Origin of the sequence: Ruegeria sp. HKCCSP351, from assembly GCF_017872535.1 — a bacterium.
Classification (GTDB): domain Bacteria; phylum Pseudomonadota; class Alphaproteobacteria; order Rhodobacterales; family Rhodobacteraceae; genus Ruegeria.
The window spans coordinates 233,836-247,153 of the sequence record NZ_JAEDOV010000003.1; the positions used below are offsets into that span (position 1 = coordinate 233,836).

The 13,318-nt window shown below is 57.9% G+C and carries 12 protein-coding genes; 5 read left to right on the top strand and 7 right to left on the bottom strand.

The window, feature by feature from the left end:
- Positions 1-29: 29 nt before the first annotated feature.
- Both I9182_RS08235 and I9182_RS08240 read right to left on the bottom strand, forming a co-directional pair.
- Positions 30-1,289, bottom strand: coding sequence for a permease (locus I9182_RS08235; RefSeq protein ID WP_209597869.1), 1,260 nt, complete (start codon positions 1,287-1,289; stop codon positions 30-32).
- A 145-nt stretch (positions 1,290-1,434) separates the two neighbouring features.
- Entirely contained in the window at positions 1,435-2,175 is a 741-nt protein-coding gene (locus I9182_RS08240) for a YebC/PmpR family DNA-binding transcriptional regulator (protein ID WP_209597870.1), read from the bottom strand.
- 110 nt (positions 2,176-2,285) lie between these two features.
- Between I9182_RS08240 and I9182_RS08245 the strand changes: the two genes are divergently transcribed.
- The 4 genes from I9182_RS08245 to I9182_RS08260 all read left to right on the top strand — a co-directional run bounded on the left by I9182_RS08245 (position 2,286) and on the right by I9182_RS08260 (position 7,412).
- Positions 2,286-4,058 carry an SLC13 family permease gene (locus I9182_RS08245; protein ID WP_209504601.1) on the top strand — a complete coding sequence of 591 codons (1,773 nt, stop codon included), beginning with the start codon at positions 2,286-2,288 and terminating at the stop codon, positions 4,056-4,058.
- A gap of 16 nt (positions 4,059-4,074) precedes the next feature.
- On the top strand, positions 4,075-4,809 hold the full coding sequence (locus I9182_RS08250; RefSeq protein ID WP_209597872.1) for a glutamine amidotransferase: 735 nt from the start codon (positions 4,075-4,077) through the stop codon (positions 4,807-4,809).
- Between the two features lie 73 nt (positions 4,810-4,882).
- Entirely contained in the window at positions 4,883-5,740 is an 858-nt protein-coding gene (locus I9182_RS08255) for a bile acid:sodium symporter family protein (RefSeq protein ID WP_209504603.1), read from the top strand.
- Positions 5,741-5,750: 10 nt separating this feature from the next.
- Positions 5,751-7,412 carry an FAD-binding dehydrogenase gene (locus I9182_RS08260; RefSeq protein ID WP_209597874.1) on the top strand — a complete coding sequence of 554 codons (1,662 nt, stop codon included), beginning with the start codon at positions 5,751-5,753 and terminating at the stop codon, positions 7,410-7,412.
- 13 nt (positions 7,413-7,425) lie between these two features.
- Here I9182_RS08260 and I9182_RS08265 read toward each other — a convergent pair whose 3' ends face one another.
- The 3 genes from I9182_RS08265 to I9182_RS08275 form a co-directional block, all read right to left on the bottom strand.
- Complete coding sequence (locus tag I9182_RS08265; protein WP_209597876.1) at positions 7,426-8,163, bottom strand: YbaY family lipoprotein; 738 nt, start codon at positions 8,161-8,163, stop codon at positions 7,426-7,428.
- 96 nt (positions 8,164-8,259) lie between these two features.
- On the bottom strand, positions 8,260-10,038 hold the full coding sequence (locus I9182_RS08270) for an SLC13 family permease (RefSeq protein ID WP_209597878.1): 1,779 nt from the start codon (positions 10,036-10,038) through the stop codon (positions 8,260-8,262).
- Between the two features lie 87 nt (positions 10,039-10,125).
- The gene (locus I9182_RS08275) at positions 10,126-10,941 is read right to left on the bottom strand and encodes a TIGR00282 family metallophosphoesterase (RefSeq protein ID WP_209597880.1); all 816 of its coding nucleotides are present in this window, start codon (positions 10,939-10,941) and stop codon (positions 10,126-10,128) included.
- A 130-nt stretch (positions 10,942-11,071) separates the two neighbouring features.
- Here I9182_RS08275 and I9182_RS08280 point away from each other — a divergent pair, with 130 nt between their 5' ends.
- A complete protein-coding gene (locus I9182_RS08280; RefSeq protein WP_209597882.1) occupies positions 11,072-11,299 on the top strand; it encodes a DUF333 domain-containing protein in 228 nt (75 codons plus the stop codon).
- Between the two features lie 3 nt (positions 11,300-11,302).
- On the opposite strand, the gene I9182_RS08285 is transcribed toward I9182_RS08280, so the two are convergent.
- Both I9182_RS08285 and mgtE read right to left on the bottom strand, forming a co-directional pair.
- Entirely contained in the window at positions 11,303-11,860 is a 558-nt protein-coding gene (locus tag I9182_RS08285) for a 5-formyltetrahydrofolate cyclo-ligase (protein ID WP_209597884.1), read from the bottom strand.
- Positions 11,857-13,251, bottom strand: a complete 1,395-nt coding sequence (gene mgtE / locus I9182_RS08290) for a magnesium transporter (RefSeq protein WP_209504610.1) — start codon at positions 13,249-13,251, stop codon at positions 11,857-11,859. Before mgtE ends, I9182_RS08285 begins: the two co-directional genes overlap by 4 nt.
- Between the last annotated feature and the right edge of the window lie 67 nt (positions 13,252-13,318).

The window sequence follows — 13,318 nt, forward strand, 5'->3', positions numbered from 1 at the left end:
CCGAAAACTCAATTCGTGGGCTGTACTGTCTATTTCTGTTCCGGTTGCATCATGCGGTAGCAGTTTACACAGGACGCCAGACTGGCGACGACGATGAAAGCCACGGCCATTGCGACCTCGTGCATATGGGCGACAGCGGCAAGGCCCGCGGACAACAACACTGCGGTTAAACGCGCAAACGCCTTGACCGCTGCCGATCCCCGCACCCGCTGTTCTTTGGGTGCCACATCCAGAAAATAGAGCTTGCGCGCACTGCTGATCCCGGTCACCGCAACGGTGACAACGAACAGCGCAATTGCATGCAAGTGAACCCGATGGTCGATGCCCAAATAGTGGAACACCAAAAGAACACTGCCTGTTGCGGCGACCATCAATGTCCCGACCACCATGACCGCACGATGGGACTTCATGTTGATGGTTTGCCACAGAGGGCCCGATACAAGATATCCCGAAGCGGAAGAGACGATCATCGCGGTCAATCCCTGTGTCGAGCTGTGATGCGCTTCGGCTGCGATGAGCGCGAAGAACGGAACGGACAGCGAAACAGCAACCAAGGGCAGACGCATGATCATATAGCGCCGGAACCACTGGTATTCGAACATACCCAGAATACCCTTGATATTCGCCTTAATCGAAATACCCCTTTCGGACTGCTGCGGTGTCGTCGGCGCGACCTCACGCACGGTTTCTGTCATCGCCAGCATGAACAGACCCGACAGCAGGAAGAATAAAACCGAAACGCCAATCATGACTGAATGGCGCGAAAAGGGTGGATTATCCTTGGTGATCTGATGCACCAGCAACGCAAGACCAATGGCACATAGCCCCCCGGCACCAAGCTGCAGATATTGCATGACCATGCGCGAACGTGCCTGAACGTGGTCGCCTAACAGATCCGTAAGCATCAGGGTCTGCACTTCGCTGACAAGCCCGATCACAAGAAATACAGACAGGAAAACCACAGCGATCAATGGGACAGCCCCGGTTGCGGCCGCAGCTATTGCCAGAAGCAGACAGGCGCCAATGACCGCTTCGGTCAACGCAATCGCACGTTTCTTCTTGCTTCTTGCTGCAACGGGTTGTGCCAGAAAGAAATCCGCAATCAAGCAACCGACCATCCGCACCGACACCAGTGCACCCGCCACAAACATCGGCAACTCGAAGGAAACGGCTAGAAACGGCAAAACAACCGACGGGCTGCCGAGCGTCCACGCGACCTGAGACAGGATACTCTGCCCAGCCAGAACGGGCACGTTGCGCTTGGCCTGATCGGAAGGTTTGAATGTCATTCGTACTGTGTCTTCATGTTTTCTGGATTTCCCGCACTTTCAGCCTAAGCGCATCGAATGTTTCAGCCAATAATTCAATAAAACCGTCAAAAAACAAAAAACCCGGCCGTTGCGACCGGGTTTCAATGAGTTGGTATGGGTCAGCTCAAAGCTGAGCCATGACCTCGTCGGTGGCTTCGAAGTTGGTCGTGACACGCTGAACGTCGTCATCGTCTTCCAGTGCATCGACCAGTTTCATCAGCTTTTGCATGTCCTCAAGGCCCAGTTCCGTCGTTGTGGTCGGTTTCCAGACCAGCTTGGTGGATTCAGACTCACCCAGCGCCCCTTCCAGAGCGTTTGAGACATCGTTCAGATCAGTATCCGCGCACCAGATGATGTGACCGTCTTCCGAACTCTCGACGTCTTCGGCTCCGGCCTCAATCGCGGCCTCAAATATCGTGTCGGCATCGCCAGCATCTGCCGAGTAAATGACCTCACCCTTGCGGTCAAACATGAACCCAACCGAGCCGGTCTCGCCCAGATTGCCACCGTTTTTTGAGAACGTGGAACGAACGGTCGAAGCGGTCCGGTTTCGGTTGTCGGTCATGGTTTCGACAATTACCGCTACTCCATTGGGCCCGTAGCCCTCGTAGCGAATTTCTTCGTAGTCCTCGCCTTCACCCGCTTGCGATTTCTTGATCGCACGGTCGATCACATCCTTGGGGACCGAGTTCGACTTGGCTTCTTTGACCGCCAGACGCAGGCGCGGGTTCTTGTCTGGATCGGGATCGCCCATCTTGGCGGCCACGGTGATCTCTTTGGACAGTTTGGAAAATAGTTTGGACCGCGCGGCGTCCTGACGCCCCTTGCGGTGCTGGATGTTGGCCCATTTGGAGTGGCCTGCCATAGTGCGTCCTCGTCATCATGTTTGCGTGTTCGGCGCTCATATAGACGTTTGCGGGGGGCAGGATCAAGAGAGCGGCTTGCGACGACCTCACCGCCTTGTATGGTGACGGCATGACGACAGATCAGATCATACTTTTTGCCCTTTTCATCACCGTCTTCGGAATGCTGCTATGGGGTCGGTTTCGATATGACCTTGTGGCCTTTGCCGCGCTTATGATCGGCGTGGTGCTGGGCGTAGTGCCTGTCGGTGACGCCTTCGCGGGATTTGGCCACCCGGCGACCATTATCGTCGCGCTGGTGCTTGTGGTCTCTGCCGGTTTGGTCAGGTCGGGAGCGGTCTTTCTGATCACCCGCACTCTGGTTGATGCGTCACGGGGACTGGGCGCGCATATCGCCCTGATGGGCGGGATCAGTGCCATTCTGTCGGCTTTCATGAACAATGTCGCTGCGCTTGCCCTGCTGATGCCCGTGGATATTCAGACCGCGCGCAAAGCAGGTCGCCCTCCGAGCTTGTCCCTGATGCCGCTGAGCTTTGCTACCATTCTGGGAGGCATGGTCACCCTGATCGGCACCCCTCCGAATATCATCATCGCCTCGATCCGGCAGGAAACGCTCGGCGAGCCGTTTCACATGTTCGATTTCGCCCCTGTTGGTGGAACAGCAGCGATTGCCGGTCTGGCATTTGTCGCGCTGATCGGATGGCGGTTGATCCCCAATCGCGGCGTGCAACAAGAAACATCCGAGGTGCTGGCCGAATACATTGCCGAACTGACGATTCCGCCGGGGTCTGCCCATATCGGCAAACGGGTCAGCGAACTTTATGAAACGGCCGAAAAATCCGACGTGGCTATCATCGGCCTGATCCGGAATGGGAAACGGCGATATGGCCGGTCAACCCATGCCACACTGAACGATGGCGACGCGCTGGTACTGGAAGCACGCCCCGAAGCACTGGACGAATTCCGTTCTGCGCTGAAACTGGATTTCTCGGACACACGACGGCAGGAGCTGCTGACGGCTGAAGGCGACGGGCTTGAAGTGATCGAAGTGGTCGTTCCCGAAAGCGCGCGCATAACCGGCCGTACTGCGCAGGGTATTGGACTGGCCTGGCGCCAAAGTACCGTCCTGATGGGCATCTCGCGTCAGGGTCGTCAGATCACCGAACAGGTTCGCAAGACCGAGGTTCAACCGGGAGACATCCTGCTGCTGCTTTGCCCTCGTGATCGCAGCCCTGATGTGACCGATTGGCTGGGGTGTCTGCCACTGGCCGAACGCGGATTGAACGTGACGGCAAACGACAAGGCCTGGCTGGCCATCGGTCTGTTTGCCGCTGCCGTTTTCGCGGCCAGTGTCGGATTGATTTACCTTCCAGTCGCATTGGGTCTTGTCGTCATTGCCTATGTGCTAACCAAGGTCATGCCAATCACGGAGATCTATAACCATATCGAATGGCCCGTTGTTGTACTGCTGGGTTCGATGATCCCTCTGGGCAGCGCTTTGGAAACATCCGGCGGCACCGAGCTGATTGCCAATGCGCTGATCCAGCTGACCAACGGCCTGCCTGCATGGGCGATCCTGACCGTACTGATGGTCGTGACGATGACCTTGTCGGATGTCCTGAACAACACCGCCACCGCCATCGTCGCGGCCCCGGTGGGCATCCAGATGGCCCAAACGCTCGGGGTGTCGCCCGACCCGTTCCTGATGACCGTGGCCGTTGCGGCCTCGGCTGCGTTCCTGACGCCTATCGGTCACAAGAACAACACGCTGGTTCTGGGCCCCGGCGGCTATCATTTTGGCGACTACTGGCGCATGGGCCTGCCGCTTGAGGCTCTGATCATCGCGGTTTCCGTCCCCGCCATCCTTGTCTTTTGGCCGCTGTGACGGGTAAAGGCTGTTCATGAAACGCTTTTTGATCCTGCAACTGCGCCCGGAAACGGATGCCTCCGACGCAGAATATGCTTCGATCCTGAACCGCAGCGGGTTATCGCCCGAACGCACACACCGCATCCGTCTGGATTGCGACGACCTGCCTGAAGGGCTGGATGTTACGGACTATGCCGGTGTCATCGTAGGCGGTGGGCCGGGATGCGTCAGTGATGACCCCGCAACCAAATCTGCGACGGATGCGCGGATCGAAGCCGCAATCCTGGGTTTGATGCCGCAGATTACCGCGCTGGATCACCCCTTCATGGGGTGCTGCTATGGCCTTGGTATTCTGGCCGTACATTTGGATGGCAACGTCAGCAAAGCCCGGTATGGCGAGCCTGTGGGACCATCCAGGTGCCGCCTGACCCCCGAAGGACAACAAGACCCGCTTACCGCAGAATTGGACGCCACCTTTGATGCTTTTGTTGGTCACAAAGAAGCGGTTCAAACCCTGCCCCAGGGCTGCGTTCACCTTGTTGCGTCCGACCCCTGCCCGTTCCAGATGATCCGCTGGGGCCAGAACGTCTATGCCACTCAGTTCCACCCGGAAGCCGATGCCAAAGACTTTGAACAACGCATCAACATCTACAAGAACCATGGCTACTTCCCGCCCGAAGACGCGCAGAAACTGATCGACCATTGCCATTCGGCAGAGGTTACGCAACCCGGCGAAATCCTGCGCCGTTTCGTCCAGCGATACGAGTGACCCAACGGCGCGGTTGCCTGCGCCTTGCCCCCTCGCATAGGCTGATCTGACGCAACTTTGGGAGGGGTTGTCCTTGGATTTGCTTTTGAATGTCGGCTTGCCGGTGTCGCTTGCCATTATCATGTTGTCTCTGGGCATCGGGCTGGAAGTGGCAGACTTCCGTCGTATCCTGAGCCGGCGACGCGCCTTTGCCATCGGGGCAGCAAGCCAGATTGTTCTCTTGCCGGTCGCAGCCTTTGTGACGGTCACAATCTTTGGATTGCCCCCCGAGATCGCGGTTGGTTTCATGCTGCTCAGTTTTTGCCCGGGCGGCGTAACCAGCAACATCCTCTCCAAGCTCGCCAAAGCCGATGTCGCACTTTCGGTCAGCCTGACCGCCGTGATCAGCCTTTTGTCGATGGTGACCGTACCAATACTGGCCGCGTGGTCGATCAGGCAATTCATGGGCGACGAAGCACCCGAGGTTTCGATCACCGGGCTGGCTGTTGCATTGTTTCTGATAACAACGCTGCCTGTGGCAATCGGGGTCGGAATTCGCTACTTTGCAACGGGGTTTGCAAACCGCGTAGAGCCGGGATTGTCAACGCTCGCGACCGTTTTGTTCGTGCTGATCGTTGCCGCGGCACTGGCCGGGAACTGGCAATTGTTCGTCGACAATCTTGGCATCATGGGCGCAGGCTTGATTTCTTTGAATATCGCCCTGCTGTTCATCGGGCTGGGGCTTGCGCGGATATCAAACCTGTCCTGGAATGAGTGCAAGACGATCTCGATCGAAACCGGTATTCAAAACTCCACGCTGGGCATTACACTGGCGGCGCTGATCACGAATACCGAAAGCGGGTTCAGCCCGCTGGCCCTGCCCTCGGCGGTTTATGGCATTACGATGTACGCCGTGGTTCTGCCGTTTCTTGTCTGGTTCCGCAGGCGCTGAAAGGACCGTTATGACAAACGACACTGCTGATGCGATCGTAATCGGTGCTGGTCTGGCCGGATTGGCCGCCGCAGCCGAACTGGGCGACCGAGGCAAAAAGGTAATCATACTCGATCAGGAACCTGAAACCTTTCTGGGCGGTCAGGCGTTCTGGAGCCTTGGTGGACTGTTCATGGTCGACACCCCCGAACAGCGCCGCATGGGTATACGCGACAGCCACGATCTGGCGTTGCGCGACTGGATGGGCAGCGCACAGTTTGACCGTGACGAAGACGCATGGCCCCGCAAATGGGCCGATGCCTATATCGAGTTTGCGGCTGGCGAGATGCGTCAGTGGCTGCACGAAATGGGCCTGCGCTGGTTTCCGGTCGTTGGCTGGGCCGAACGCGGCGGGGCTTATGCGACGGGGCACGGCAACTCGGTCCCGCGCTTTCACATCACATGGGGCACCGGCCCCGGCGTTCTTGAACACTTTATCCGACGTGTCCGCGACCATGTCAGCGCCGGATTGATCCAGATGAAGTTCCGCCACCAGGTCAGCCATATCATCATGCAGAACGGAACCGCCAAAGGTGTTTCCGGAGAAATTCTGGCCGATGACACCTCCCAGCGCGGTGGCAAAACCAACCGCGATGAGGTTGGCGAGTTCGAAGTTTATGCCCCGTCGATCATCGTCACCTCCGGCGGTATTGGCGGCAATTTTGACATGGTGCGTCAAAATTGGCCCCGGGACCGTTTGGGTGAGCCTCCCAAAGACATGGTTGCAGGGGTACCCTTTCACGTTGATGGCCGCATGATCGCAATCAGCGAAAAAGCGGGGGGCCATGTCATCAATGGTGATCGGATGTGGCATTACACCGAAGGCGTCCACAACTGGGACCCGATCTGGCCCGCCCACGGCATTCGCATCCTGCCCGGCCCAAGTTCAATGTGGTTTGACGCCAGGGGCAACCGCCTGGCACCGCCCTGTCTGCCGGGGTTCGACACATTGGGGTCACTGCGTGAGATCCTGAAAACCGGATATGAATACAGCTGGTTCGTTCTGACCCAGAAGGTGATCAAAAAGGAATTTGCGCTGTCCGGGTCGGAACAAAACCCCGACTTCACTTCGGGCAGCTGGAAAGAGGTTATCCGTCAGCGCATTCTGTCAGGTTCCAGCGCAACTGCTCCGGTCGAGGCGTTCAAGGAAAAGGGTGAGGACTTTGTTGTTGCCAACACGCTGACCGAACTGGTCAACGGCATGAACCATCTGGGCGACACTCCGATAGATGAGGCTCAACTGCGTGCCCAGATCGAAGCCCGGGATTCGCAGGTCGACAACCCTTTTTCGAAAGATGCGCAGATGATGGCGATCCTTGCCGCGCGCAATTATCGCGGAGATAAACTGATCCGCACAGCCAAACCGCATAAGTTTCTGGATCCGGCCAACGGCCCGCTGATTGCCGTCAAGCTGCATATTCTGACACGCAAATCTCTGGGTGGGTTGCAGACCAATCTGGACAGTCAGATGATTGGATCAGACGGAAATGTGGTACCGGGCCTGTTCGCTGCTGGCGAAGTCGCCGGATTCGGCGGCGGCGGCTATCACGGCTACAACGCGCTGGAGGGTACATTCCTGGGCGGCTGCATCTTTTCCGGTCGAAATACCGGGCGATCAAGGGCCGTTGCCTGACGCACTTTCCCTGTTACTTGCGCACCAGTTTGATCACCGGCTGGCCCTGCACATCTAGCAGAGCCAGAGCGTTGCCCTGCATCGCGAATGTCGTAACGTTTTGCAAGGCTTGCAGGAATTGCCGCTCAACCGCGTCCAGCGGGGGCGGGCACGCCATGAGTGTTGCCGCCATGTTGTCTGGAAACGCAATGCGATTACCGGAAATTTCGGCCTGACCAGTGAACCGGTTACAGCCGCTGCTTCCTGAAAAGACCCCATCCTGACCAAAGACAAGCTCGGGGCGTTTTTCGGATTCGACAGGCGCACCATTCAGGACCGAGGCGGCCCATTGGGTGTTGTCCAGCGCTGCCGACCCCTGCCCCTGGACCTGAACCAACAGAAGGTCAGCGGCATTTTCTGCCCCATTCGTCAGAACGGGGTAAACGGTATCTGTGGTGAACAGCAGGTTTTGTCCCTGCATCACTGACGCCCGCACAGCATAGCGATGGGCATCCATGATCAGCGCATCGTCATAAGTCAATTTGAACTGCGCGGGCACCCCGCTCAGCGCATACCGTTGCGCGGCAAGTGTGACAGCGGGGGCATCGGCCAGCGAGATATCCTGAAGCTCGACATAAAGGGTTGCGTCCGGTGGCAGTGCAATGCGCTCTCGGTACGTGGCGGTCCCTTCAACTGCACCGGCAATGGCGACACCGCTTAACGCTGCCCAAGTTGCTGCACACACCCATATTGCGCGACTTAAATGCTGCATAGGTCAAATCCTTTTGCAAACCCTCTTCGCAAAAGATCGTGTGCCCTTGGATCTTTGCAAGATGCGCTTCGACAAAGTGGCAATTCTGCGCCGAAATCACAAAGGCCAGATCAACGGAATAAGCAGCGATGCCAGCAATCCGACTGTCAGATTTAGCGGAACACCGACCTTCATGAAATCGGTGAACCTGTAACCGCCAGGGCCGTAGACCATCATGTTAGTCTGGTATCCGATCGGTGTTGCGAACGATGCCGAAGCCGCCACCATAACCGCAACCACCAACGGGCGCGGGTCCATTCCGACGGCCTGGGCCAGCCCGATGGCAATAGGCGTGACCACAACCGCAACCGCATTGTTGGAAACCAGTTCGGTCAGCACCGAGGTCAGCAGATAGATCGCCCAGATGATCAGGAAGGGCGGCAAAGCGCTTAATCCCGGTGCCACGGCCTCGACAATCAGTGAAACCGCGCCAGAGCTGTCCAGTGACGCACCGATGGCGAGCATCGCGAAGATCAGCGCCAACAGGCGACCTTCTACAAAGGAAAACGCCTCGTCTGCATCGATGCAGCGGGTCAGAAGAACCACGGCTACGGCCACAATCGACAGCAGCAGGATCGGCGCGACACCCAATGCCGCCAGGACGACGATCCCGACCAGCGCGCCAATTGCAATCGGCGCATGGCTGCGACGGAAGGCGCGTGCAGAGGGTTGGCTGACATCCACCATGTCCATGTCCGCGGCTAGGCGCTGGATATCTGCCGGGGCGCCCTCCAGCAGTAATGTATCCCCGACCCGCACCACCAGGTCATCCAACTGACGGCCGATATTCTGATTACGGCGGTGAACGGCCAGCACATAGACACCGTACCGGCGCCGCAACCGCAGCATTCCCAATGTCCGCCCCACCATCCGGCATCCGGGTGTGATCAGCACCTCGACCGTCTTGGTCTCGACAGCGGAAACCTGATCCACGCGCTTGAGCTCTTTGTTGGTCTGAAGGCTAAGAAGTTCCGTCATCTCGGTCCGCAAGACCACGCGGTCACCGACCTGCAATTCGACGCCCTTCAGATTGCGCCGCAGCGATTCATCGCCCCGGACCACGTCGATCAGTCGCACGCCGGGGCGTTTGAACAACTGAACGCCGGTCACTTCACGCCCGATCAGGTTGCTGTCAGGCGGAATGACCGCTTCAGTGAAAAACTTCATTCTGGACCGGTCGCTAAGCAGCGAGGCCATGCTGTCCCGCTCGGGCAGCAATCTGGGGGCGATGAAACGCAGATAGATCATGCCGTAGATCACCAGTGCAATCCCCAGCGGCGTGACCTCGAATATCGTGAATGCTTTCATCCCCTGCGCACGGGCCACACCATCCACCAGCAGGTTGGTGGACGTTCCGATCAGTGTCAGTGTCCCGCCAAGAATGGCGGCATAACTGAGTGGAATTAGCAGCTTTGACGCGGGTACATTCAGCGTGCGGGCGATCTGAACAAAAACCGGGATCATGACCACAACAACGGGCGTGTTCGACACAAAAGCCGAGGCCAGCACGACGAACCCCATCAGCAAACCGATGGCAATGCGCGGGTTGACCTGCGCCTGCCTTTGCGCGGTCGACGTGAAGGCGTCTAAGGCCCCGGTCCGCACCAAGGCCCCCATGATGATGAACATCGCCGCAATCGTCCAGGGCGCGGGATTGGACAAGACCGCCAGCGCGCTTTGATAGGGCAATATCCCTGTGACCAGCATCAGTGAGACACCACCGATGGCCACAACCTCGGTCGGATAAACCTCGCGCAGGAACATGACGAACATGCTCGCAACAATCAGCAGCGCCAGAATTGCGCTGCCCGTCTCTGTCAGTGGAAGGAAATTCATTCGTGGTATTCTGTCCGAACCCTGGCCCAAGCGCCTGATGACATGCAGTTTCACGCATTGCGCGTGGCAGAGCAAGCCCGACGTTCGTTAATCAGGCCCGGCTTGTTCCAAACGCCCACCAAAGCGCACCATGCGAACAGATTTGGCCTGGCCGTCGCGATCATCCGTTTCGACAAAAACGCCGCTCAGCGTGGCCTCGCCATTGGCGGGGGTAAATCGGGTCTTGGGCATCCCGGTTATGAACCGGCGCATCGGTTCCTGCTTGTCCATACCAATGACCGAGTCATAGTCGCCGCACATGCCCGCATCCGTCAGATAGGCTGTGCCACCCGGCAGAATTTGCGAATCCGCTGTGGGTACATGGGTATGTGTGCCCACCACAAGGCTGGCGCGCTTGTCGCAATAGTGACCCATGGCCATCTTCTCAGACGTCGCTTCGCAATGCATATCGACGATGATGGCCTGTGCCTGTCCACCCCGTGGGTGCGACTTCAGGATAGGTTCAATGGCCGAGAACGGGTCGTCAAATGGCCGTTTCATAAATACCTGCCCCAGCACCTGCACCACCAGAACCTTGCGCCCGCCGGGTGCGTTGAACAGCCGGTGCCCCCGCCCCGGTGCGCCCTTGGCATAGTTCACCGGGCGCACGATGCGCTGTTCTTTCTCGATATATTGCAGCATGTCTTTCTGGTCGAACGCATGATCGCCCAATGTCAGGCAATCTGCCCCGGCATCCAGCAGCAGCTTGGCGTGATCGCCGCTTAACCCCATGCCGTTCGACGCGTTTTCGCCATTGACCACAACGAAATCCAGCCGCCATTCGTCGCGCAGGCGCGGCAAATGCTGCTGAACGGCCGCGCGCCCCGCGCGCCCCATGACATCACCAAGAAACAAAATCCTCATGATCCGGGTCGTAGGGGCTGTGCTGGGCAATAACAAGGCGGAACCGTGAAATTTAAGTTGAGCCCGAACTTGAAATTACATGCAGGCGCGGCAAAATCATAGCCATGCGCATAAGTCAAAAGGACATGTTGTGAAATTATTGGCAACACTGACAGTCGGCCTTGTGGCCGCTTCGGGCGTTATGGCCCAAGGTACGAAGACATCCATGCCCAACCCCGCCGCGACCTTTTGCATCGAGAATGATGGGGTTTACCAGCTTCGGAAGAACGAAGACGGAAGCGTCTTTGGGGTCTGCATCCTGAAAGACGGCACCGAGGTGGATGCCTGGGATTACTTGCGCAGCCATTTCGAACAGTAGCAGCTAGAACGTCAGCACCCGGCTTTCCGTGACAACCATGTCCAGCGGCTGATCGGTCGGCTCCAGCGGCAGATCCTGCGCCTCTTGCGCGTCAAAAGCGAAACCGATTGCCATTGTCGCGCGCTTGCCTCGCAATCCTTCCAGCGTGCGGTCATAAAATCCACCACCATATCCAAGGCGCCCGCCGTTGGCATCAAAAGCCACCAGCGGCACAATCAGAATTTCGGGGTCGAAATAATCATCAACCTCAGGCACTTTGGCGCCGAATGGGCCGTCTTTCAGCGGTCCTTCTGGCGTCCAGCGCGAAAATTTCAGAGGTTTTCCAGCGGCTTGGATCACGGGAACACCGACAGGTCCATAAGCCGCAGCTTCAGCCATGGCAGACACCGGGTCGATCTCGGTTCGGATTGGCATGTAGCCTGACAAGGGCACGCTGCGATAACCCGCCAGAACCTCGGACAAACGTCCGGCCGCACCGGGAACACGCGTGTCGAACGCGACTTTGCGGCGCGCAAACGCCGCTTTGCGTGCAGCTGCTTTGATTTCTGTCAGATCGGTCACAATAGCACCACACTGGCAAGCCCAAGAAAGATGAAGAACCCCATGACATCGGTTGTGGTTGTCACAAAGGTTCCTGAAGCCAGCGCCGGGTCAATTCCCAGACGATCCAGCACCACCGGTACTACCGTGCCTGCAAAGCCCGCGATGATCATGTTCACGACCAAGGCTGACCCAATCACGACACCCAGCCAAGGTGAACCGAACCACAGCATTCCCACGGTCCCCAGCACAATGGCAAAACAGAGCCCGTTCAACATGCCCACCAGCAGTTCCCGCCTGATAACGCGCATCACGTTTGAATTGGTCAGGTCGCGTGTCGCCAATGCGCGCACTGCAACGGTCAGCGACTGAGTACCCGCATTGCCCCCCATGGATGCTACAATCGGCATCAGGATGGCCAGCGCGACAAGCTGGTCAATAGCCGCCGCAAATTGCGAGATAACCAACGAGGCACAGATTGCCGTGCACAGGTTTACCGCCAGCCAGGGCAACCGTCGCCGACTGGTCGCCGCGACACTATCTGACAGAGAGCTTTCGTCGCTCACACCGGCAAGGCGCAGGATGTCTTCTTCGTGCTCTTCATCCAGAACGACCATCGCGTCATCGATGGTGATCACACCAACCAGACGCCCATCGGCATCCACCACTGGGGCCGAGATCAGGTGATACTGGTTGAAGGCATAAGCCACGTCCTCCTCGTCCTGATCAACGGGGATGATGTGAAACTCCTCTTCCGCCAGATCGCACAACGGCACTTCGCGTCGGGACGCCATCAGCTTGCCCAATGTCACCTGCGCCGTTGGTTTCAGACGCGGATCGACCAGAACAACATGATAGAACTGCTCGGGCAGATCGTCATTGGCACGCATAAAGTCGATGGCCTGACCGACGGTCCAATGCTCGGGCGCCATGACGACCTCGCGCTGCATCAAACGACCAGCCGAATTCTCGGGATAGGCAAGCGCTTGTTGCGCTGCTAGCCGCTCGGAATCTTCGAGCGCGCCCAGAATGGTCTCCTGCTGCGGTTCCTCAAGGTCTTCCAGAAGGTCAACGACATCGTCGCTTTCCATCTCGCGCACGGCTTCCGCCAGAACCTCGGGAGTCAGAACGGCGATGATTTCCTCGCGAACCGATTCATCCAGTTCAGACAGGATGTCGCCGTCAAATTCCTTGTCATAAAGCCGGATCAGCCGCGCCCGATCATAAGGATTGATCTGCTCCAAAAGGTCAGCGATATCGGCCGCGTGCAGCGGCTCCATCAGCTCAATCAGCTTGTCGCGATCATCCACATCGACGGCGTATAGGATCGCCGCCACGGTCCGGCGATCCAGCGCATACGCGTCATCGTCCTGGGGCAGATCGTGTTCGGCTTGATCACTGCCTGTCGTCATGCGATGCCCCCTTCGTTCGGCGATTGGCCCCTAAATAGAAGAAGCAGCTACCAGAAAACAATGACAA